Below are 23,401 nucleotides of genomic sequence, written 5' to 3'. Positions count from 1 at the left end.
GCATGGTGGGACGTTGGGCGCGGAACTGGGCGTTCGCAGCGGTTTGCGGTTTGAGTGCGGTGTCGGCGCAGGCCCTCGTGGGTTACGACCCGTTTCCGGATGCCGCCAGCATCCAGGCGGCCGACGAGCTGGAGGAGCGTCTGTGGGATGAGGCCGAGTTGTTGCGCGGCCAGTTTGTGCGTGGCAAACCATCTCCCGCCGTCGAGACCATGCAGCGCCTGGTGCGTGGCGTGCTGATGAAGCATTGGCCTGAGTTGTCACGCAAGGTCAAGGTGTTCGTGATCGACCAGGCCGATGTGCTCGCCTTCACCAGCGCGAATGGGGACATCTTCCTCAGCACGGGCATGTTGTTGCGCCTTGATTCCGAGGAGGAGTTGCAGGTCATTCTGGCGCGGGAGATTGCGCACTTCACGCACCGGCACACGGCGCGCACGGTGCATGCGGCGCGTCTGGGGGCGGGGGCGAAGGTGATTGCTTCGACGGCTCTGGATGCCGCAGACATTGCGTCTAAGATCACCACCGGGGTGGGGGTGATGGACCTGGCCAAGAGCGTGGCGAGTTTGTCGCAGGAGGTGTTGCTGACCAGCGGGCGCGAGATCCTGCAGGATCGCTTGAACAAGCTCAGGGAAGTGCTGGCGGACAGCTTTTTCCGCAGCATGTCGGTGACCGGCATCGGGATGGTCGTCAAGTCGTCCATCTTCGGCTTCAAGGACTCGCTGGAAGAAGAGTCGGATCGGTACGCGATGGCCTTCATCGAGCAGAAGCAGGGCTCCACAGAGGCGTATCGGCGTGTGATGCAGCGTTTGTATGACGAGGCCGTGCTGGATGAGAAGAAGTTTTCAGTCTTCTATGCCAATGAAGATCGCCTGTCGGATCGCCTCAAGGCCTTGAGCGAGTTTGAGGTCGGGTTCGAGTCGCGCCGTGCCGAGCGACCATCTGTGACGGCGTCCGCACTGGAGTCTTTGGCTCTAGCAGCAGTGGCTGTATCGCCTGCACCGGCAGCGTCGGCAGCGGCCTCACAGGTGGCTGCTGCGTCTGAAGCTGTGCCCGGGTCGACGCCTGTGGCTGCCCCAGAGTCCTCTGCCTCCGTCCCGGTGGCATCTGCATCTGCGTCTGTGCCGACAGGGGCCAGCCAGGGGGGGCAGCCCGATGTGGTCGTGGCGCTGTCGTCTGCCTCGGTGGTGTTGGTTGCGCCTGATGGTCAGGGGGGGGGGGCGCCCGAGCCCATGACGATGCCAGTGTCCGCAGCCCCTGCGGCCGTGGCGGCCTCGGTGGCAGAGAGCGTCGTCTATCACCAGGCCATCGAGCCGCTGGTCATGCCGCTGCTGGAAAGCGAGCTGGAGGCCGGGCGCTACAAGCGTCTGATGCGCAACATTGAGCGGGTCCGTGCCACGTTCCGTTTGCCAGACCGCGCTCGGGCGGTGCTGGCGGAGGGTTATGCGGCAACCAGCGAACCTGCGCTGCAGGAGCGGGGGCAGGCGCTGGCACAAGAGCTGTTGGCAAAGCAACCGGATGACGCCCGGATGTGGAAGTTGCTGGGCAACCTCTCCTACCGTCGAGGTCAGTGGGCCGAGGCCAAGGATCATTGGAGCCAGGCCTTGAAGTTCGCCCCCGAGGGGGACGAGCGCGGCTTCATTGAGCAAAACCTGCGACAGATTGACAAGAAATTGAGCGAGGCCTCGAAATGAGCATCAAGACATGGGTGGCGCTGTTGGCGATGGCGGTGTTGAGTGCCGGGTGTGCGCCCAAATGGCAGAACATTCGCAAGGAAGCACGCTTTGAAGGGCCCGCGCGGGCCTATGTGGCCACCTTGCCGGAGGGCTGGAAGCGCGCGCCGACCGACAGCGACGTGTTGCTGATCACCCGCGATGGCCTGTTCTTGCAGCAGATCAGTGTGACGCACCACGAGCTGGATGAGGCCTTTGTGGGCGTCAAGCTGAAAACCGATGCGGCGCCCAGCGAACTGGCCGCACTGCAACTGCGCAGCTTCCGTGAGAAGGAGCTGAACCTCGCCCGGTACCAGGATGAAGAGAAGGAAGGCGTGCTGGCGCTGTTCCCGGTGGACCACGGCAAGCCCCTGCCAGGCACGGTGGAGCGGGTCGCGATTCGGCCTCTCACGCTGGATGGCGTGGATGCCTTCAAGTTGGAAACACGCAGCTTCAACAGCTGGGGGCTGGAGTACGTGAGCCAGTCCGTGGGCTTCATCCATGAAAACGAATACTGGCTGGTGCGTTACCTGGCGCCCAAGCTGCATTACGCTCAGCTGGATCAGGCCACCTTCGACAAGTTTCTGGCCGACGTCAAGTTGAAGCCCAAGTGCCGCCTGTTCTGCGGAGACTGATCACCCGCGGGGGCTTGTGCATGAATTCCTGTCGGCCGGGGCCGATTTGCCGGACAATCTCGCCCCATGAGTTCTGAATACACCACCCCCACGGCTGCGGGCTCGGCCGTGGCGCCCAAAATTGCCTTCGTCAGCCTGGGTTGTCCCAAGGCCCTGACCGACTCCGAATTGATCCTCACGCAACTGCGCGCTGAAGGGTATGAAACCAGCAAGACTTACGACGGGGCCGACATGGTCATCGTCAACACCTGCGGTTTCATCGACGATGCGGTCAAGGAGAGCCTGGACACGATTGGCGAGGCACTGGCCGAGAACGGCAAGGTGATCGTCACCGGCTGCCTGGGTGCCAAGACCGGGGTCGATGGCGGCAATCTGATCCGCGAAGTGCACCCGAAGGTGCTTGCCGTGACCGGTCCGCACGCCACCCAGGAGGTGATGGACGCGGTGCACATCCATGTGCCCAAGCCCCACGACCCCTTCCTGGACCTGGTTCCGGAAGCGCGTGGCGTGGCGGGCATCAAGCTCACGCCCCGGCACTATGCTTATCTGAAGATCAGCGAAGGGTGCAACCACCGCTGTGCCTTCTGCATCATCCCCAGCATGCGCGGCGATCTGGTGTCGCGCCCGATTGGCGATGTGCTGAGCGAGGCCAAAGCCTTGTTCGCGTCGGGCGTGAAGGAACTGCTGGTGATCAGCCAGGACACCAGTGCCTATGGCGTGGATGTCAAGTACCGCACCGGTTTCTGGGATGGCAAGCCAGTCAAGACCCGCATGTACGACCTGGCCAAGGAGTTGGGCGAGATGGCGCGTGAGCATGGCGCCTGGGTGCGTCTGCACTACGTCTACCCCTATCCGCATGTGGACGAGATCGTGCCCTTGATGGCCGAAGGCCTGATCCTGCCTTACTTGGATGTGCCGTTCCAGCACGCCCACCCCGATGTGCTCAAGCGCATGAAGCGCCCGGCCAACGGTGAGAAGAACCTGGATCGCCTGCGTCGCTGGCGCGAGATCTGCCCGGAAATCGTCGTGCGCTCGACCTTCATCGCCGGCTTCCCTGGCGAGACGGAAGAGGAGTTTCAGTACCTGCTGGACTTCCTGCGCGAGGCCGAAATTGACCGCGCTGGTTGTTTTGCCTATTCTCCGATCGAAGGCGCACCTGCCAACGAGCTGGAAGGTGCTTTGCCCGACGAGGTGCGCGAGGAGCGCCGCGCGCGCTTCATGGCTGTGGCCGAAGAGGTGTCGATTGCCAAGCTGCAGCGCCGCGTGGGGGCCACCATGCAGGTGCTGGTGGACAGCGCGCCCGCACTGGGTCGCAAGGGTGGCGTGGGTCGCACCTACGCCGATGCGCCCGAGATTGACGGCACCGTGCGCCTGCTGCCGCCGCAAAAGGCCAGCAAGACGCTCAAGGTGGGCGAGTTCACCAAGGCCCGCATCGTGGCCGTGGAAGGGCACGACCTGATCGGTCTGCCCATCTGACGATCTGAAGAACGAGGGCGCACGCCGTGCGGTGGGTGCATTAGCATCCTTGCATGAGCACACGCCCTGATTCTTCTGCGTCTTCGTCCCTGGGTGATCTGGCCAATCTGACCGATGTGGCCACCGCCCTGATCCACCACCCCTATCAGCCCCCAGGCGGGTTCGAGACGGTGCAACCGGGGGTGCACAAAGCTTCCACGGTGCTGTTCGAGAACACCGCTGCCCTGAAGACTCGGCAGTGGAAGGACAAGAGCGGCTACACCTACGGCCTGCACGGCACCCCCACCACCTTCACGTTGGAAGAGCGTCTGGCCACGCTGGAAGGCGGCTTGCAGACTTTGCTGGCCCCCTCCGGCCTGGCGGCCATTGCCCTGGTGGACATGGCGCTGCTGCGCGCGGGCGATGAGATGCTGATCCCCGACAACGCCTATGGGCCGGGCAAGGACTTTGCGCGAGGCGAGTTGGCTCATTGGGGCATCACGTACCGGGTGTACGACCCGCAGGACCCGGCTTCCCTGGCTGCGCAGATTACCGAGCGCACCAAGCTGGTCTGGCTCGAGGCGGCCGGCAGCGTGACGCTGGAGTTCCCCGATCTGGTCGGCTTGCTGGCGGTGACGCGCACGCACCCGAACGTGGTGACGGTGTTGGACAACACCTGGGGGGCCGGCTTGGCCTTTGATGCGTTTCACCTTGGGCAGGCGCCCGATGGCGAAGTGCTGGGCGTGGACGTGACCGTGCACGCCTTGACCAAGTATCCCTCGGGCGGTGGCGATGTGCTGATGGGTGCCGTGGTGACCCGTGATGCCACCTTGCACCATCGTTTGAAGATGACCCACATGCGTCTGGGCTTGGGCGTGGGGGCGAACGATGCGGAGTTGGTTCTGCGTGGCTTGCCCAGTTTGGCGGTGCGCTATGCCGCTCACGATGCCTCCACCCGCGAGATCGCCCATTGGCTCACCCAACAGCCAGAGATTGCGCAGGTGCTGCATCCCGCTTTACCTGATTCGCCGGGGCACGCCCATTGGCAGCAAACCTGCCGCGCGGCGGGCGGGCTGGTGTCGATGGTGTTCGAGGCGCAGCGCTTTCCCAGCGACCGGGTGGAGGCCTTTGTGGATGCGCTGAAGCTGTTCAAGATTGGCTATTCCTGGGGCGGGCCACTCAGCCTGGTCATGCCTTATGACTTGCAGGGCATGCGTCAGCACGGCCCCTTGGCGGGCCGGCAGGGCACCCTGGTGCGTTTGGCCGTGGGCCTGGAAAAGGTGGATGACCTGGTGGCGGACCTGGACCAGGCGTTGCGGGTCTTGCGCGACTGACTCGGCTCGGTCCACCCTGTGGTGGGCCCATCTTCGTCGTCGAACTTGTCCGGCTTTCGTACGCCCATGAAGGGGTGGGCACCCTCGGGTACGCTCGCTAGACTGCCGGCCTGACATCACCCTGTGAATTGAGGCGTACACCCATGACCGTGACAAACCGCATCTGGCAACTGGGTTGGCGCACTGCTGTGGGGCTGGGGCTGGCTGGGATGATGGCCTCGTGGCCCGTGCAGGCCGCTTCGGTGCGCCAGATGTCTCCCCAGGGCGAGGTGGCTCAGGTTCGCCAGATCCGGGTCACCTTTGCGCAGTCGATGATGCCGCTGGGGGACTTGCGCCACGATGACCCGTTCACGGTGCAGTGCCAGGGGGCGGTCCCGTCGGGTGGCGGGCGGTGGGCGACCGACAAGGTCTGGGTGTATGACTTTACCGAAGACCTGGGTCCCGGCGTGCGCTGTATGGTGGCGCCGCGTGCGGGATGGACGCCCAAGCTGAAAGAGGCCGGCGCACTGCAAGCCAGTACCTTCCGCTTTCAGACCGGTGGTCCGGCGGTGCGTAGCATTGAGCCCAGCGGGGGCGAGATTGAGGAAGACGCGCACTTCTTGCTGCGCTTGACCGGCCCGGCGGACGAAGCCAGTGTGGCCCAGCACGCCCGTTGCGAAGTGGAAGGGCTGGGCGAGCGACTGCCGGTGGTCTTGGAGCGTGGTGCGCCGCTGGCGGCGGTTTTGCGAGAGCGGGGTGTTTCAGGGGGGGAGGCTGCCCGCAGCGTGCTACTGCGCTGCAAGCGCCCCTTGCCCGCGGGGGCGCGCATGAAGCTGGTGTGGGGGCCGGGCATCGCTTCGCGGGGTGCACCCGGCATCGTCACCAGCCATCCCCAGGGCTTTGACTTCCAGGTGCGCAGTGCCTTCGTGGCCGAGTTCAGCTGTGAGCGTGAGCGGGCCCAAAGTCCATGTTTGCCCTTGCGGCCGATGACGCTGAAGCTCTCCGCATCGGTCAGTCGCAAGCTGGCCGAAGAGATCCGCTTGAAGCCTGCCTCAGGTGCCGCCATTGTCCCGTCGTGGCGCAAAGACGAAAGCGAAGAGATGGTGAGTGAGGTGCGCTTTCAGCCGCCTCTGCCCGAATCCAGTGCCTTCACGGTGGTGTTACCCAAGGATTTCCGAGATGAGAGCGGTCGTACCTTGGCCAATGTCGGGGCATATCCGCTGAAGGTGGCCACGTCGAGCATGCCGCCACTGGCCAAGTTCGCCGCAGCGCCATTTGGTGTCATCGAGCTGTTGGGTGAGCCGGGTCAGCCGCCGCTGGTGCCGGTCACCGTCCGCCATGTCGAGAAATCGCTGGCCGTGAAGGGTCTGGACACATCTTTAGGCGTGCGCACACAGTCTGTCCAGAGCGATGCCGAGATCCTGCGCTGGATGGCGAAGGTGCGCCGCTATCACGAGTCCAGCTTCAGCGCGAAAGAGTTGGGGCGGCCGAAATCCGAATGGCTGGAGTGGGTCACCGACACCGATGAGGACGGCACCCCCCATCGCTATCAGCGCGAAAAGCGTATTGGCACCCGTGAACTGTCACTGCTGAGTGGGGTGAAGGACGCGCGCAAGCTGACCGTGCCGGCCGCCGAGGCCAACGATCCCCGTCCGTTCGAGGTGGTCGGCATCCCGATGCCGGGGCCGGGTTACCACGTCATCGAGCTCAGCTCGGCCCGACTAGGGGCCAGTCTGCTGGCCCGCAAGGTTCCGATGTATGTGCGCACCGGGGTGCTGGTGAGCAACATGGGCGTGCACGTCAAGCTGGGGCGTGACAGTGCCTCGGTGTGGGTGACCTCCCTCGACAAAGGCAAGCCCGTGCCCGATGCCGAGGTGGCGATCAACGACTGCCGCGGCGAAACCCTTTGGCGTGGACGAAGCAACCGAGATGGCCTGGCCCTGGTGCAACAGGCCTTCGCGGTCTCACGTGATCAACGCTGCCTGGTCTCCGACGGCCTGTTTGTCACCGCCCGCAAGGTGCTGAAAGACGGCCCTCATCAAGGCAAGACCGATCTGGCTTTTGTGTTCACCGATTGGCAAAAGGGCATCGAGTCTTGGCGCTTCCAGCACCCCACGTCCAGTCCGGAACACGAGTCCGATGACAGCGGTGTGCGGGCCCACACGGTGCTGGACCGTAGCCTGTTGCGTGCGGGTGAAGCCGTGTCGATGAAGCACTTCATCCGCGCCGAGACGGCGAGTGGATTGGGCGCGGTGCCTAAGGCCCATCTGCCTGACACCGTAAAGATCATGCATGTGGGCAGTGGCACGGAATACTCACTGCCATTGAGTTGGCTACCCCGTCAACAGGCCTTGTCCACCTGGGTCATCCCCAAAGAGGCCAAGCTGGGCCTGTACGAGGTGAGCCTGGAAGGCGATGCGCGCTTTGGTCGACGCAGCCTGAGCAGCGGACGCTTCCGGGTCGAAGAGTTCCGCCTGCCCTTGGTGGATGCTCGCTTGAGTGGCCCGAAAGAGGTGCAAATGGCTCCACGTGAGATCGCACTGTCGGCCCAGTTGCGCTACCTCTCAGGGGGCGGCGTGGCCCAGTCCCCAGCCCAGGTCACGGCGGTGCTGCGAGACCGCACGCCGCACTTCACCGGTTACGAGGACTACAGCTTTGAGGCGCCCCGAGAGACCCAGGCCAAGCCTTCACGCAACGCGGACGATGCGGACGAGGGCGACGACGGCGTGAGCGCCGGAGCCGATCGTGTCGTTGCGGACAAGTTGGCCGTGATGACCGACCGGGAAGGCGCAGCCAAGGTGGTGCTGAAAGACCTGCCGCCGCGAACTCGTCCGGGCTCGCTGCACGCCGAGATGACCTTCACCGATCCCAACAGCGAGATCCAGACCGTGGCGACCTCCGTGCCCGTGTGGCCCTCGTCGGTGGTGCTGGGCATTCGCAGTGCGCGTTGGACGGGTACGGGCGGTGACGCGCAAGGGCGCACCCGCTTCCAAGTGGTGGCGCTGGACACCCGTGGTCAGCCCCTGAAGGGCCAGGACGTGAGCGTGCAAGCCCGCCTCAGCCAGACCTTCAGTACCCGCAAACGCATCGTCGGAGGCTTTTACGCTTACGACAACCGCACCGAGGTGAAAGACCTGGGCTCGGTGTGCAGCGGGACGACCGATGCGCGCGGCTTGTTGCTGTGCGAGACCACCTTGGACGAAGCCGGCGAGATCGAGTTGATCGCCCTGGCAAAGGACAGCGCCAAACGCCGGGTGCAGGCTGCCACCACCGTCTGGGTCACTCGCCAGGGCGAGTTGTGGTTCAGTCAGGACAACGACGACCGGATGGATGTGCTGCCCGAGAAACAGCGCTACGAGCCGGGCGAGACCGCGCGCTTGCAGGTGCGCATGCCGTTCCGCGAAGCGACTGTGCTGGTGTCGGTGGAACGCGAGGGCATCATCGAACAGCGCGTGATGACCCTGACGGGCAAGGACCCGGTCATCGAGTTGCCCATCCCGAAAGCCAAAGTGGGCCCCGATGGGGAGTTGCAAAGCTGGGCGCCCAACGTCTATGTCAGCGTGATGGCCCTGCGCGGGCGCATCCGCGAGGTACCCTGGTACAGCTTCTTCACCTGGGGCTGGCGCGCTCCCGTCGAATGGGCCAAAGCCTTCTGGTACGAAGGACGTGAATACCAGGCCCCCACGGCCATGGTCGATTTGTCCAAGCCCGCCTACAAGCTGGGGGTGGCCGCTCTGCGCATCGGCACGGCCGAGCACGACCTGAAGGTGGAGGTGATCCCTGACAAGGGCCAGTATGCCGTTCGCCAGGCGGCCAAGGTCAAGGTGCGGGTCACCCATCAAGGCAAACCGGTACAAGGCGACTTTGCCTTTGCCGCAGTGGACGAGTCCTTGCTGGCGCTGTCCAACAACGAATCCTGGCAATTGCTTGACGCCCTGCTGCAAGAGCGCCCTTGGGGCGTGGAGACCAGCACCGCCCAAAACGAGATCGTCGGGCGCCGCCACTACGGACGCAAGGCCGTGGCCGCGGGAGGCGGCGGAGGCACGGGTGCGACGCGTGAACTGTTCGACACCCTCTTGCTGTGGCAAGGCAGTGTCAAACTGGATGCACGGGGCGAGGCGTGGGTCAACGTGCCGATCAACGACTCGCTGACCAGTTTCCGCCTGGTGGCGGTGGCCAGTTCCGGGCTGTCTCGCTTTGGCACCGGCTCGGCCACCATCCGCGTCACCCAGGACCTGCAGATGTTATCGGGCTTGCCGCCCCTGGTGCGAGAGGGCGATCGTTTCGAAGCCATCTTCACGTTGCGCAACACGACGTCCCAGCCCTTGCGTGTTCAAGCCAGGCTGGCGGGCCAGGCTGAGCACCACGAAGGCAAAGGTGCTGCAGCGACCCTGAGTCTGCCGTCCCAGGACGTCGAACTGCCGGCTGACAGCGCACGCGAGCTACGCTGGTCGGTGGACGTGCCAGCTGGCGTTCGGCAACTGACGTGGGAGGCCTCGGTCGTGGCCTCCGGCAAAGCGGGTGTGAGCGATCGCGTCAAGCTGGTGCAACAGGTGCTGCCCGCGGTGCCCGTGCGGGTGATGCAGGCCACGCTCACCCAATTGACAGCTCCCTACAGCTTGCAGGTCGCACCACCGGCCGATGCCGTGACCGATGCCGTCGGCACAGGACGTCAAGCGCGCGGTGGCATCCAGGTGGGCTTGCAATCCACCCTGACCAGCCGTCTGCCGGGCCTGCGTCGCTACTTCGAGCAGTACCCCTATGTCTGCCTGGAGCAAAAGGTGGCGAAGGCCGTGGGCCTGCACGATGCCACTTTGTGGGCTGACATCACCCGTCAGTTGCCCAGCTATCTGGATGCCGATGGGCTGGCCAGCTACTTCCCGCCCATGTCGGGCATGAGCGGGCAGGGCACCGACTACCTGACCGCACATGTGCTGGCCGTGAGCCACGAGGCAGGCTTCGAGCTGCCGGCCCAGGCCCGCGAGGCCATGCTGCAAGGCCTGAACTCCTATGTGCAAGGCCGCTTGCAACGCGAAGTCTGGTCGCCTGCCGGTCCTCAGCGCACCTTGATGAACGACGTGCGCCGACTGGCCGCCATCGAAGCCTTGTCCCGTTACGGACGTGCGGACGCACGCATGCTGGACACCGTGTCGATCGCGCCCCAGCAATGGCCCACAGCGGCACTTATCAACTGGTTCAACATCCTGCAACGCGTATCGACCGTGCCCGCGCGCGATCAGCGTCTGGACGAGGCCGAGCAGGTTCTGCGCAGCCGCATGACCTTTGCCGGGACAACCCTGCGCTTCTCCACCGAGGCCGATGACTTCTGGTGGTGGATCATGGACAGCCCCGATGCCAATGCGGCACGCATGATCCTCGCCGTGTTGGGTCGCCCCGCGTGGCAAGAAGACCTGCCCCGGATGGTCGTGGGTTCGCTGGGGCGCCAACGTCAGGGGGCCTGGTTGAGCACGCACGCCAACCTGTGGGCCTCGCTGGCGCTGGACAAGTTCGCCCAACGTTTCGAGAAGGTGCCGGTCAACGGCGTGACGCGGGCCAGCCTCGGAGCCCAGTCAGGCTCACACACATGGGCCACTGGGCCGCAGGGTGGAAGTGTGGGCCTGCCCTGGCCCCTTGCCTCGACGTCGAGCGTCCCAACGCCATCGCCCTTGCTGGTGCAGCACGATGGCGCCGGACGCCCCTGGCTCACCGTTCAGGCGCTCGCGGCGGTTCCCCTGAAAGCGCCGCTGCGGGCGGGCTACGCCATCCGCAAATCCGTCACCGTGCAAGACGCTGGGCCACACGCGGCATCCGGTGGCAAAGCGTACGGACGCGGCGCCGTGTTGCGGGTGCGCCTGGAGATCGACGCCCAGTCCGACATGACCTGGGTGGCGGTCAACGATCCCGTTCCGGGTGGGGCCACCATCCTGGGCAGCGGCCTCGGACGTGACAGCGCCCTGGCCACCGGCGGCGAGCAGCGTGAAGGGGCCTGGCCCATCTACATCGAACGCGCCTTCGATGGCTACCGCGCCTATTTCGACTACCTGCCCAAGGGCCGTCATGTGGTCGAGTACACCGTGCGCCTGAACAACCCCGGCCGCTTCCAGCTGCCCCCGACCCGGGTCGAGGCCATGTACGCGCCCGAGACCTTCGGTGAGAGCCCGAACGCCACGGTGGAGGTGGCGCCTTGAGGCAAGTTGGGCTGGCGCTGGCGGTGATGGGACTGGTGCTGAGCCTGAATGCCTCGGTCGCCCAGGGCGCGACGCTCCCCAGCTTCTCGCAGGTGCGCGCCGCCCATCAATCCAGCGATCTGACCTTGCTGGACCGTCACGGTGAGGTCCTGCACACCGTGCGACGCGACATGACGGTGCGCCGTCTGCCCTGGGTCACCTTGTCCGACATCTCGCCGGCCATGCGCGCGGCGATCGTGCTGTCGGAAGACCAGCGCTTCTGGCAGCACAGCGGTGTGGACTGGCAGGCCGTGGCCGGCAGCGCCTGGGCCAACCTCTGGAACCAGCGCACCCGGGGCGCTTCCACCGTCACCATGCAGCTCGCCGGGCTGCTCAGTGAGGCGCCATCGGGCAGTGCCGTGCGTCGCAACTGGTCCCAGAAAGTCAGTCAGGCCTGGCATGCCGGGCAACTGGAGCGGCAATGGCGCAAGAGCGACATTCTGGAGGCCTACCTCAACCTCGTCCCTTTCCGAGGTGAGATGGTGGGCCTGGCCGCCATGAGCCAGACCCTGTTTCGCAAGCACCCCAGCGGCCTCGACGCGCAGGAAGCCGCCATCGCCGCCGCGCTGGTCCGAGGCCCCAATGCCCGTGCCGACGTCGTGACGCGACGCGCCTGCCAGGTGCTGACGCTGCAACAACGCCCTTGCACGGGCCTTGAGTTGCTGACCGCCGTGGCGCTGGCGCATAAAGGGAGCGCCATGCTGGGCGCGCAACTGGCCCCCCATCTCGCCCGACTGGCGCTTCAACATACCCCTGTGGGCACCGTGCAGGTGCCCACCACGCTAGATGCACGCTGGCAACGCCTGGCGCGCGACCTGCTGCGGCAGCATCTGAGCGAGTTGTCTCAACGCGGGGTGGAAGACGGTGCCGTGATCGTGCTCGACAACGCCTCTGGCGAGGTACGGGCCTGGGTAGGCGGCAGCGGGGAGCTGTCCCAGGCCGCCCACGTCGATGCGGTGCTGGCCCGACGTCAGCCCGGCTCCACCTTGAAACCCTTCGTTTACGCATTGGCCTTTGAACGACGCATCCTGACGCCCGCCAGCCTGTTGCACGACTCCCCGGTGCAGCTGCCAACGGGCGCGGGCCTCTACATCCCACAGAACTACGACCGGCGCTTTCGGGGCTGGGTGAGTGTGCGAACGGCCTTGGGCAACAGCCTGAACGTGCCTGCCGTGCGGGCGGGGGCCATGCTGGGCCCCGACGTGCTCGCCCAACGCCTCAACGACCTGGGGCTGGGCCTGCAGGAGCCTGGCGGCTACTACGGTCCGGGGCTGGCACTGGGCAGCGCCGAAGTCACCCTGCGTGACCTGAGCAATGCATACCGCACGCTGGCGAATGGCGGCCTCTGGTCGCCGCTGCGCTGGCAGGTTGCGCTCACATCACGGCCTGCGCCTGCGGAGTTGCCACGCCGTGTCATGCCAGTTGACGTTGCCTACCTGGTCAGCGACATCCTGGCCGATAACAGCGCCCGAGCCCTGACCTTCGGGCTGGACAGTGTGCTCGCCACGCGCGGTCATGCGGCCGTCAAGACCGGCACCAGCAAAGACATGCGTGACAACTGGTGTGTGGGCTACACCCGTGCCTACACCGTGGGTGTGTGGGTGGGCAATGCCAGTGGCAGCCCTATGCGTGAGGTCAGTGGCGTGTCGGGCGCGGCGCCCATCTGGGCCAGCCTTGTGCGTGAACTGCACCGCGCCCAACCCTCCGTGGCACCGTTGCAGCCTGCCTCGGTGGTGCGCCTGCCCATCACGTTTGCCGCCTCGGCTCCTGCCGATGCGGCCTCGTCCGACGTGGTGGATGCGCCACGCCAAGAGGTCTTCCTGGCTGGAACCGAGCAGTCGGTCTGGTCTTTGGGGCAGGGCGGTGCAGGGTCGGGGGCGGAGCGCGCCATCCAGTCACCGGCACAGGGGGCGATCTTCGCCATCGACCCTGACATGCCGCCTCACGTGCAGCGCATCCCGTTGCGCACCGCTCAGACCCGCTCCAACTGGTGGCTCAACGGCAAACGATTGGGGCCAGCGACGCTCGCACATTGGCAGCCTTGGCCCGGGCGGCACGTGCTCAGCCTGCGCAGCAAGCAGGGCCAGGTGATCGATGAGGTGCGCTTCGAGGTGCGGGGTGCGGGCGTGAAAGCAGGCCCGAAACGCTGAACGCTGGCGCGCCTCAGTCCTTCGGACTGGATGAGACCTTGTGCCTCATCAAGCGTCCCTTTTCACGTTCCCAGTCGCGATCCTTGATGGTGTTGCGCTTGTCATGCTCGGCCTTGCCCTTGGCCAGAGCAATGTCTGCCTTCACGCGGCCACCCTTCCAGTGCAGGTTCAACGGCACGATGGTGAAGCCTTTTTGCTCCGTCTTGCCGATCAGGCGCCGGATCTGCTCACGGTGCATCAGCAATTTCTTGGTGCGGTCGGCCTCGGGCGTGATGTGGGTGGAGGCCGAGCGCAGGGCGTTGATGCGCAGCCCGATCAGGTACAACTCCCCATCCTTGATCACGACGTAGCCGTCGGTCATCTGCACCTGCCCCTCGCGGATGGCCTTCACTTCCCACCCTTCCAGCACCACGCCCGCCTCGAAGCGTTCCTCGATGTGGTAGTTGAAAAGGGCTTTTCTGTTTTCTGCGATGGACATGTTGTGGCGCGGCAAGGTCGCCGACGTCTCTAAAATAACGACATTCTATGAAGCACGTTCACAAATCCGTCTTGCTTTGGTACTCACCCCGTGAAATGTATGGGCTGGTGACCGGTGTTCAAGACTACCCCCAATTCCTGCCCTGGTGCGATCGCGCCGAGGTGATCGACACCCACGACGACGGCGTGACCGCCCGCGTGCACATGGCCATTGCCGGTGTGCGTCAGGCATTCACCACGCGCAACGTCAACGACCCGGGGCACAGCGTGACCATGAAACTGGTGGACGGCCCCTTCTCGAAACTGGAAGGCGTCTGGCGTTTTCTGCCCTTGCACAAACCGGGGCAGGCGGGCGATCCCACGGCCGACCCGGCTGACGCCCCCGCCTGCAAGGTCGAGTTCTCGTTGAGCTACGCTTTTTCCAGCAAGGCTCTGTCGTTGGTGGTCAGCCCGGTCTTCGATCGCATTGCCAACACCTTTGTCGAGTCCTTCGTCAAACGTGCCGAGCAAGTCTATGGTCCGCGTTGAGTCGAACGTCCCTGAGTCGGCGTCAGCCTCCAGCGCGCTGCTCACCGTCGAGGTGGCGGTCAGTGTCGCCCCCCGCGAGGTGCAGCGCGTGCGCCTGCAAGTGCCCGCAGGCAGCACCGTGCGTGACGCCTTGCTGGCCTGCGGCCTGATGTCGCACCTGCCGGGCCTGACCCCTGAGGCCGTGACCGCAGGGCAATGGGCGGTGGGCGTCTGGGGGCGCAAGGAGCGACTGGGCCATCCTCTGCGCGATCAGGATCGCATCGAGATCGTACGGCCTCTGGTGGTGGACCCCAAGGAGGCCCGCCGACTGCGCTACCAGGACCATTTGAAGAAGTGGCCCAAAGGTTCGCAGCGCATCAAGGACAACGCCAAGGGCAAAAAAACGGCCCCGTCCAGCGGAGCCTGATCAGGTAAGACGCCGGGGAGGGCGGTCTTACTTGCAGTTGGCCTTGATGGCGTCCTGCGTGCGGCGCGTTTCTTCGGCACGTCCCTGGTCATCCAGGATTTCGCGCTCACCCTTGGCATTGGTGCGTGAAATGCGGATGCCGTCGTTCAACGTCCGCTGATAACTCTTGGCGCGCTCGCAGTTCTCGGCACGCTCTTTGGCCAACTTGGCCTCTTCGGCCTGTTGTTTGGCCTTTTCCTCTTCCTCGGCCTTGCGACGTTTGGCGTCCAGTTCGTTCTCGCTGGCTTTGCCTGCGGGGGGCGCCGCGCGGTTGCCCACGGCCGGGGCCGATGCTGCCTCGACGGGTTTGGTCATGATGCGCGCCGTGCTGGCCCGCGGTTTGGCCAAGATGGCCGACTCCGGCGTGCCTTGGGGTGGTGGGCGGTCGCTGTACTGAATCGAGCCGCTGGCGTCCCGCCATTTCCACTGCCCGCTGGCCAAAGCCGGCGTGCACACGACCGCGCTGGCGGACAAGATCAAGGCCAGGACGTGAGGAGCGTAACGCACATGTTTCATGACAACCAGTTTAGCCAAGGACTGCGAGATCATCCACGTGAATGAATGTAAAAGCACCGATATCTCTACCCTGGCGCATACCGCGTCGCTCCGCGTATAATCCGCTTTTGCGTCTGGAGCCTGTTCATGCGCCTGCTTGGTAAAGCCCTCACGTTTGACGACGTGTTGTTGGTGCCCGCGTACTCTCAAGTGTTGCCCCGCGACACATCGCTGGCCACCCGTCTCACCCGCAACATTCAGTTGAATTTGCCCCTCGTGTCCGCTGCCATGGACACCGTCACCGAAGCTCGTCTGGCGATCACCATCGCCCAAGAAGGCGGCATCGGGATCATTCACAAAAACATGACGGCCCGTCAGCAGGCCGCCGAAGTCGCGCGCGTCAAGCGCTACGAGTCCGGCATCCTGCGCGACCCGATCACCATTTCCTCGGGCGTCAAGGTCCGTGAAGTGATCGAACTGTCTCAGCAGCACGGCATCTCCGGCTTCCCCGTCGTGGACGAGGGCAAGGTTGTGGGCATCGTGACCGGGCGTGACCTGCGTTTCGAGACCCGTCTTGACGCCCCGGTGCGCGAGATCATGACCCCGCGCGAGCGTCTGATTTTCGTCAAGGACGGCTCCACCCAGGCCCAAGCCAAGGCGCTGATGCACCAGCACAAGCTCGAGCGCGTGCTGATGATCAACGACAGCAACGAGTTGACTGGCGTTTTCACCGTCAAAGACATCACCAAGCAAAACACCTTCCCCAACGCTGCCCGCGATTCGCACGGCAAGTTGCGCGTGGGCGCGGCGGTGGGCGTGGGCGAGGGCACCGAAGAGCGCGTCGAGCTGCTGGTCAAGGCCGGCGTGGACGTGCTGGTGGTCGACACGGCCCACGGCCACAGCCAGGGCGTGATCGAGCGCGTGCGCTGGGTCAAGCAGAACTTCCCGCAAGTCGACGTCATCGGCGGCAACATCGCCACTGGCGCGGCTGCGCTGGCCCTGGTCGAAGCCGGTGCGGATGCAGTCAAGGTCGGTATCGGCCCCGGGTCGATCTGCACCACCCGTATCGTGGCCGGTGTGGGCGTGCCCCAGATCATGGCCATCGACAACGTGGCCACGGCGCTGCAAGGCACGGGTGTGCCCCTGATCGCCGACGGCGGCATTCGTTACTCCGGTGACATCGCCAAGGCCATCGCGGCCGGCGCCAGCACCGTGATGATGGGCGGCATGTTCGCCGGTACCGAAGAAGCACCTGGCGAAGTCATCCTGTTCCAGGGCCGCAGCTACAAGAGCTACCGCGGCATGGGCTCGATCGGCGCCATGAAGGACGGCTCGGCCGACCGCTATTTCCAGGAAAACGACGAAGGCGCCAACCCCAACGCCGACAAGCTCGTGCCCGAAGGCATCGAAGGTCGCGTGCCCTACAAGGGCTCGGTCATCACCATCATCTACCAGATGGCGGGTGGTCTGCGTGCCTCCATGGGCTACTGCGGTTGCGGCACCATTGAAGACATGCGTAACAAGGCCGAGTTCGTCGAGATCACGTCGGCCGGTATCCGCGAGAGCCACGTCCACGACGTGCAGATCACCAAGGAAGCGCCCAACTACCGCATGGAGTGATGGGCCTTGGCCCTTGCCGGCCGCCTTTTCTGAACCACTGACAGGATGCCAATGGGTTCGACAAGCGGCCGCCAGGCGGCCATGCCATTCATCATGGTGACGGTTCTGCTCGACATGATGTCGATCGGGATCATTGCGCCGGTGCTGCCCAAGCTGATCGGGTCCTTCATGGACTCGGGCGCGGGCACCGCCTTCGCATACGGGGCCGCGCAAGCGGCCTTTGCCATTGCCCAGTTCTTCAGTGCGCCGGTTCTGGGTGCGCTGTCTGACCGCTATGGTCGCCGCCCCGTGCTCTTGCTTGGGCTGGTGGGCATGGCCATCAACTTCTTCGTCACGGCGCTGGCCAATGCCTTCTGGATGCTGCTGGCCGTGCGCATCATGGGTGGCGCCATGTGTGCCAACATCGCGGTGGCCAACGCCTACGTGGCCGACATCACCGAGCCCAAAGACCGCGCCAAGAACTACGGCCTGTTGGGTGCCATGTTCGGCCTGGGCTTCATCCTCGGTCCGGTGCTGGGCGGTGTGCTGGGCGACATCGACGTGCACTGGCCCTTCCTGCTGGCGGGCAGCCTGACCCTGCTGAACGCTGTCTACGGCTACTTCGTGTTGCCCGAATCCTTGCCGGCTGACAGTCGCCGTGAGTTCGATCTGGTGCGCGCCAATCCGTTCAGTTCGCTGGCGCGTCTGCGGCAGTTGAAGGGGGTGGAGACGCTGATGTGGATCATGGGCCTGTCCATCCTGGCGCAGTTCTGCCTGCACACCATCTGGTTCCTCTACACCGAGTTCAAGTTCGGTTGGACCCCCAAGGACAACGGCTACTCGCTGTTCGCCGTCGGCCTGATGGCCGTGATCGTGCAGGGCGGCTTGCTGCGGCAATTCCAGAAGCACATCTCGCTGCGCCGCCTGGTGAGCGTGGGCCTGATCTCGTCCACCTTGTGCTATGCCGCCTACGGCGCTGTGCCCCAGGGCTGGATGATGTACATCATCATTGTCGTCAACGTGTTTGGCTACATGGTGCAGCCCGGCCTGCAAAGCCTGGTGGCCAATGCGGTCGACCCCAGCCGCCAGGGCGAGAGCATGGGGGCCGTGTCCTCCATCAACAGCGTGGCGGCCATGCTGGGCCCCATCCTGGCGGCGCCCTTGCTCGCTGTCGCGGCAGGTTACCCGCAGGGTGACTGGCGCGTCGGCATCCCGTTTTACCTGTGCGCGGTCATTCAAGGGGTGGCCGCCCTCATCGGTTTTCGTTATTTCAGCCGGACCCGCCATGCGCATGACGCTGCCCTGGCCGGGCGTGCCCAGGCTTGACGCCCCGGCCCGCGCACGATCCGCATCCACATCGCGTCAGATTGATTCCCCGAGATTCCACCATGCATGACAAGATCCTCATCCTCGACTTCGGCTCCCAGGTCACCCAACTGATCGCACGCCGTGTGCGCGAAGCCCACGTTTACTGCGAGATCCACCCTAACGACGTGTCGGACGAGTTCATCAAGTCCTTTGCACCCAAGGGCATCATCCTGTCGGGCAGCCACGCCAGCACCTACGAAGACCACCAACTGCGCGCACCGCAGGCCGTGTGGGACGCCGGTGTGCCAGTGCTGGGCATCTGCTACGGCATGCAGACGATGGCTGTGCAACTGGGCGGCGAAGTGTCATGGAGCGACACCCGCGAGTTCGGCTACGCCGAGGTGCGCGCCCACGGTCACACCACCTTGCTCGATGGCATCCAGGACTTCGCCACGCCCGAGGGCCACGGCATGCTCAAGGTCTGGATGAGTCACGGTGACAAGGTCACGGCGCTGCCGCCGGGCTTCAAGCTGATGGCCTCCACGCCCAGCTGCCCGATTGCCGGCATGGCCAACGAAGAGAAGCGTTACTACGCTGTGCAGTTTCACCCCGAGGTGACCCACACCGTTCAGGGCCACGCCATGCTGACGCGCTTCGTGCGCGAAATCAGCGGCTGCAAGGGCGACTGGATCATGGGCGACTACATCGAAGAGGCCGTGGCCAAAATCCGTGAGCAGGTCGGTGACGAAGAGGTCATTCTGGGCCTGTCTGGCGGCGTGGACTCGTCGGTGGCTGCGGCGCTGATTCACCGCGCCATCGGCGACCAGCTGACCTGCGTGTTCGTCGACCACGGCCTGCTGCGCCTGAACGAAGGCGACATGGTCATGGAGATGTTCGAAGGCAAGCTGCACGCCAAAGTGATCCGTGTGGATGCCGCCGAGCTGTTCCTGGGGCAACTCGCTGGCGTGACCGACCCCGAGCGCAAGCGCAAGATCATCGGCGGTTTGTTTGTGGATGTCTTCAAGGCCGAAGCGGAAAAGCTCAAGGCGAGCGGCCAGGGTCACAAGGGCGCGACTTTCTTGGCGCAGGGCACCATTTACCCTGACGTGGTGGAGTCGGGTGGTACGCACACCAAGAAGGCCACCATCAAGAGCCACCACAACGTGGGCGGCCTGCCGGAGAAGCTGGGCCTGAAGCTGCTGGAGCCGCTGCGCGAACTGTTCAAGGACGAAGTGCGCGAACTGGGCGTGGCGCTGGGCCTGCCGCACGACATGGTGTACCGTCACCCCTTCCCTGGCCCCGGCCTGGGTGTGCGCATCCTGGGTGAGGTCAAGCCTGAGTTTGCTGACCTGCTCAAGCGCGCTGACGCGATCTTCATCGAAGAACTGCGCAAGTGCATCGACCCGGAAACCGGCAAGAGCTGGTATGACCTGACCAGCCAGGCCTTCACCGTGTTCCTGCCGGTCAAGAGCGTCGGTGTGATGGGTGATGGCCGTACTTACGAGTACGTGGTGTCTCTGCGTGCCGTGCAGACCAGCGACTTCATGACCGCTGACTGGGCTGAGTTGCCTTACAGCCTGCTCAAGAAGGTGTCAGGTCGGATCATCAACGAAGTGCGCGGCATCAACCGCGTGGCCTACGACGTGTCGAGCAAGCCGCCTGCCACGATCGAGTGGGAGTGATTTGAGAGCGCTTCACTGCGTCCCAGAACGTCCCAAAAGTTCATTTAAGCCCTTGATATTCAAGGGCTTTTTTGTTTTTGACGTCCCATGAGGTTTCATGACATCCCGAGTTTTTTGTCGGTAAAGAAGACGGTTGATTTTTTTAGTCGATTGATCTTTGATTGTTTACCGTCTTGATGCTCTGACGGTAAGTGATGCAAGGTACGAAAGGGGTTACCCAATGGCACTGACCGATACCAAACTCAAGAACCTCAAGGCCGCCGACAAGGTCTACAAGGTGGCGGACCGCGACGGTTTGTACGTCGTCGTCTCCCTCAAGGGAACGCTGACATTTCGCTACGACTATCGACTGGGGGGACGGCGCGAGACGCTGACCGTGGGGCAATACGATGAGTTCCAGGCGTCGCAACCCAAGCGGGCGCCCGAGGACATCAACTACGGCGATCCGCTTTCGCTGGCGGATGCCCGCGACCTGCTGGCCAGGGCCAAGAACATGGTCAGCCGGGGGGAGTCACCGGCGCGGGTCAAGTCTGAAACCAGGAAGGAGTGCCAGGAGTCAGGCACCTTCGAGTCCTTCGCCGACATCTGGTTGCGCAACGGCGGCCTGGCAGACAGCACGGCGGCGATGCGCAAGAGCATCCTGGATCGTGATGTGCTGCCCAAGTTCGGTAAGCGCAAGCTGGAAGAAATCACCTCCAGTCAGGTGCTCGCGCTGTGCGAGAAAATCAAGGCACGGGGCGCCCCGGCCACAGCGGTTCATGCACGCGAGGTCATCCAGCAGGTGTACCGGCACGCCAAGTCCCGAGGGCTGAAGATCGAGAATCCCGCCGAGGCGGTGAAGGCGTCGGCGATTGCCACCTTCAAACCCAGGGAGCGTGCTTTGACGCCAGGTGAGATCCATCGGTTCTTTTCAGCGCTGGACACTCTCGGCACTTTGCCCACGCTGAAGCTGGCGGTGAAGTTCATCTTGCTGACCATGTGCCGCAAAGGCGAGTTGTTGCTGGCGACCTGGAAAGAGGTGGACTTTGACGCGGCTACATGGACGATTCCGCCGGAGCGGATGAAGGCCAGGCGGGCGCATGTGGTGTATCTCAGCAGCCAGGCGCTCGATTTGCTGGTTGGCCTCAAAACCTGTGCTGGAAGCAGCCCGTATTTGCTCCCCGGTCGGTATGAGACCGACAAGCCGATGAGCGAGGCAACGCTCAACCGTGTGATCACGGCGGCGGTGGAAAAGGCTCAGAAGGACGGAATGGATCTCCCTCACTTCTGTGTGCATGACCTGCGCAGGACGGCATCAACACTGCTGCACGAGGCTGGCTTCAACACCGACTGGATCGAGAAGTGCCTGGCGCACGAGCAAAAAGGCGTGCGTGCGGTCTACAACAAGGCGGAATACGCCGAGCAGCGCCGGGCCATGTTGCAAAGTTGGGGAGATATGGTGGACGGCTGGATCGCAGGTAGCAAAGCGACGCCTGTTGCCCTGAGATCGGTTGCTTGATGTGTGGTGGATCGGCGGGAGGGCGGATGTTGTTGGTATCTGCATTGCCTTGATGTTGTGGGAAAAGTTAAGCCTTGTTTAATTTTTGGCACCAGATTCAATCAATTTTTTCTGGTTGATTGGAGTTTGTGATATTTTTACGGCATGGCTGGAAATCAAAGACACTCTTTGCTCAAGCGGCTTCAGTCGGACATGCCCCGTGGTGCCCCCTTCGGGCTGGCCGAGTTGGAACGTCTGGGCATTTCCCCCACGCTGGCGGCCCACTACGTTGAAAGCGGGTGGCTGCTACGGCTTGCGCAGGGTGTCTATGCCTTCCCGGGCGATGACGTGAACGTACATGGTTCGATCAAACTGCTGCAGAGCAGGGTGACGGGCCTGCATGTGGGCGGCAAGACGGCGCTGGCTTTGCAAGGGGTCAGGCACAACCTCTCGACACGAGAGCAGTGGGTGCTGTGGGGTGATGTGCGTTTCGCCGTGCCAGACTGGTTCACATCCCGATTTCCGGCACGGTATGCGTCGGCGCGCTTGTTTGAGTGGGCGGACGAGGGCTTGCCTAAGAAAAGCCTTATCACGCCACCGGGACTGCCGCTTGGCTTGCTGGTGTCGGCGCCGGAGCGCGCGCTGTTGGAAATGCTCTATGACGTCGGTACGCGTCAGAGTCTGGAAGAGGCGCGCAACCTGTTTGACGGCGTGCGGAACTTGCGCAAAGACATGCTGGGCCACTTGTTGGCGTGCTGTACGAGTGTCAAAACTGTGCGACTGTTTCTGGCCTGGTCTCGCGAAACGGGCCTGGTGGATGTGGAAGAATTCTTGCAACGCTACACGCTGCCTGTAGGGAGCGACAAGCGCTGGATGTCGCGCATGAAGGACGGCAGTTTGTTGACACTCAAACCTCATGGATAAGGTCTACGCGGATACTGTGCGCCTCCTCCTGAAGGTGGCACCCGATGTATTTGCCAACGACATCTTTGCGATGAAGGGCGGCACGGCCATCAACCTCTTCGTGATGGACATGCCACGCCTATCCGTTGACATCGACGTGGTCTACACGCAATGGGACACCCCGCGAGAGCAAGCCCTCAACGAAATCGCGATTGAAATGGAGGCCATTGCAGCCAGGGCGACCAAGTTGGGGCTGAACGCACGCAAGGTACGAAGCAAAGACCTTGCTGAGACCAAGCTCCTGATCGAGAACGACGACAGTCAGGTGAAGGTCGAGGTCAACGTGGTGTTCAGAGGCACGGTGTTGCCGGTTGAGAGGCGCCCCCTGATGCCCAAGACAGCTGACATGTTCAGTGTGGAAGTGGCGTTGCCAGTGTTGGCCACGGCGGAACTCTATGGCAGCAAGTTGGTGGCAGCCATGGATCGTCAGCATCCACGGGACTTGTTCGACGTGTGGCAGATGTTCGAATCAGGCGGGTTCACGGATGCTGCGGTTGAATGCTTTGTGACGTACCTGGCCGGGCACAACCGACCAACACATGAGGTGCTGTTCGGGAATGAAAAAGACATTGAGGCGGAGTACCACAACAACTTCGTTGGCATGACAACAGAGCCCGTCACCCTAGAAACACTTTTGGCTGCCAGAGACCGATTGCGCAGAGAGTTGCATCAGCGGTTAACTGCTGCGCAAAGGCAGTTTTTGAGCGGCCTTGCACAAGCACAACCCGACTGGTCATTGCTGGCCTGCCCACATGCGGCAGAACTGCCGGCACTTCGTTGGAAGCTGGCAAATCTCCAGACGTTCAAAGAGCGGCGTCCTGAAGACTTTGAAAGCCAAGCCAGGAAATTGGCCGGATTGTTGTAATTGCCGTGTTGATGGGGTGCACCGGGACTGGGCTTTTTGTTCGCCACCAGTGAGCGTCAGCTCAAGGCTGTCTGCC

16 protein-coding genes are annotated in these 23,401 nt (G+C 63.7%); 14 read left to right on the top strand and 2 right to left on the bottom strand.

All coding sequences use genetic code 11. From position 1 onward, the window contains the following. The first annotated feature begins 2 nt into the window (after positions 1 to 2). From AC3WW4_RS11230 to pbpC, 6 genes are all read left to right on the top strand, one after another. Entirely contained in the window at positions 3 to 1,688 is a 1,686-nt protein-coding gene (locus AC3WW4_RS11230) for a M48 family metalloprotease (protein WP_488829737.1), read from the top strand. After that, complete coding sequence (locus AC3WW4_RS11225) at positions 1,685 to 2,341, top strand: hypothetical protein (protein WP_488828490.1); 657 nt, start codon at positions 1,685 to 1,687, stop codon at positions 2,339 to 2,341. The genes AC3WW4_RS11230 and AC3WW4_RS11225 overlap by 4 nt, the downstream gene beginning before the upstream one ends. Before the next feature lie 66 nt (positions 2,342 to 2,407). Continuing rightward, on the top strand, positions 2,408 to 3,817 hold the full coding sequence (gene rimO, locus AC3WW4_RS11220; RefSeq protein WP_488828488.1) for a 30S ribosomal protein S12 methylthiotransferase RimO: 1,410 nt from the start codon (positions 2,408 to 2,410) through the stop codon (positions 3,815 to 3,817). 53 nt (positions 3,818 to 3,870) lie between these two features. Beyond that, entirely contained in the window at positions 3,871 to 5,130 is a 1,260-nt protein-coding gene (locus AC3WW4_RS11215) for a PLP-dependent transferase (RefSeq protein ID WP_488828486.1), read from the top strand. Positions 5,131 to 5,273: 143 nt separating this feature from the next. Continuing rightward, positions 5,274 to 11,297, top strand: a complete 6,024-nt coding sequence (locus tag AC3WW4_RS11210) for an alpha-2-macroglobulin family protein (RefSeq protein WP_488828484.1) — start codon at positions 5,274 to 5,276, stop codon at positions 11,295 to 11,297. Next, positions 11,294 to 13,486: a penicillin-binding protein 1C gene (pbpC, locus tag AC3WW4_RS11205; protein ID WP_488828483.1), complete on the top strand. Its 2,193-nt coding sequence runs from the start codon at positions 11,294 to 11,296 to the stop codon at positions 13,484 to 13,486. Before AC3WW4_RS11210 ends, pbpC begins: the two co-directional genes overlap by 4 nt. Positions 13,487 to 13,499: 13 nt before the next feature. On the opposite strand, the gene smpB is transcribed toward pbpC, so the two are convergent. Further along, the gene (smpB, locus tag AC3WW4_RS11200; protein WP_300153471.1) at positions 13,500 to 13,964 is read right to left on the bottom strand and encodes an SsrA-binding protein SmpB; all 465 of its coding nucleotides are present in this window, start codon (positions 13,962 to 13,964) and stop codon (positions 13,500 to 13,502) included. Between the two features lie 47 nt (positions 13,965 to 14,011). Between smpB and AC3WW4_RS11195 the strand changes: the two genes are divergently transcribed. Then, a complete protein-coding gene (locus AC3WW4_RS11195) occupies positions 14,012 to 14,491 on the top strand; it encodes a type II toxin-antitoxin system RatA family toxin (RefSeq protein ID WP_488828480.1) in 480 nt (159 codons plus the stop codon). Next, entirely contained in the window at positions 14,478 to 14,897 is a 420-nt protein-coding gene (locus AC3WW4_RS11190; protein ID WP_488828478.1) for an RnfH family protein, read from the top strand. Before AC3WW4_RS11195 ends, AC3WW4_RS11190 begins: the two co-directional genes overlap by 14 nt. Before the next feature lie 27 nt (positions 14,898 to 14,924). On the opposite strand, the gene AC3WW4_RS11185 is transcribed toward AC3WW4_RS11190, so the two are convergent. After that, entirely contained in the window at positions 14,925 to 15,452 is a 528-nt protein-coding gene (locus AC3WW4_RS11185; protein WP_488828476.1) for a DUF4124 domain-containing protein, read from the bottom strand. Between the two features lie 126 nt (positions 15,453 to 15,578). On the opposite strand from AC3WW4_RS11185, the gene guaB reads away from it, so the two are divergent. The 6 genes from guaB (at position 15,579) to AC3WW4_RS11155 (ending at position 23,325) form a co-directional block, all read left to right on the top strand. Then, positions 15,579 to 17,051 carry an IMP dehydrogenase gene (guaB, locus tag AC3WW4_RS11180; RefSeq protein WP_488828474.1) on the top strand — a complete coding sequence of 491 codons (1,473 nt, stop codon included), beginning with the start codon at positions 15,579 to 15,581 and terminating at the stop codon, positions 17,049 to 17,051. An 81-nt stretch (positions 17,052 to 17,132) separates the two neighbouring features. Further along, entirely contained in the window at positions 17,133 to 18,356 is a 1,224-nt protein-coding gene (locus tag AC3WW4_RS11175; RefSeq protein ID WP_488828472.1) for an MFS transporter, read from the top strand. Positions 18,357 to 18,418: 62 nt separating this feature from the next. After that, entirely contained in the window at positions 18,419 to 20,020 is a 1,602-nt protein-coding gene (gene guaA / locus AC3WW4_RS11170; RefSeq protein ID WP_488828470.1) for a glutamine-hydrolyzing GMP synthase, read from the top strand. Positions 20,021 to 20,240: 220 nt separating this feature from the next. Continuing rightward, entirely contained in the window at positions 20,241 to 21,518 is a 1,278-nt protein-coding gene (locus AC3WW4_RS11165) for a tyrosine-type recombinase/integrase (protein ID WP_444836401.1), read from the top strand. Positions 21,519 to 21,662: 144 nt separating this feature from the next. Continuing rightward, positions 21,663 to 22,421: a type IV toxin-antitoxin system AbiEi family antitoxin domain-containing protein gene (locus tag AC3WW4_RS11160; RefSeq protein ID WP_338440517.1), complete on the top strand. Its 759-nt coding sequence runs from the start codon at positions 21,663 to 21,665 to the stop codon at positions 22,419 to 22,421. Then, the gene (locus AC3WW4_RS11155) at positions 22,414 to 23,325 is read left to right on the top strand and encodes a nucleotidyl transferase AbiEii/AbiGii toxin family protein (RefSeq protein ID WP_338440518.1); all 912 of its coding nucleotides are present in this window, start codon (positions 22,414 to 22,416) and stop codon (positions 23,323 to 23,325) included. The genes AC3WW4_RS11160 and AC3WW4_RS11155 overlap by 8 nt, the downstream gene beginning before the upstream one ends. Positions 23,326 to 23,401: the final 76 nt, after the last annotated feature.

Source organism: Aquabacterium sp. TM01 (assembly GCF_057808345.1).
The sequence above is the reverse complement of the archived record's forward strand: the minus strand, read 5'-3'. Positions and strand labels throughout refer to the sequence as shown.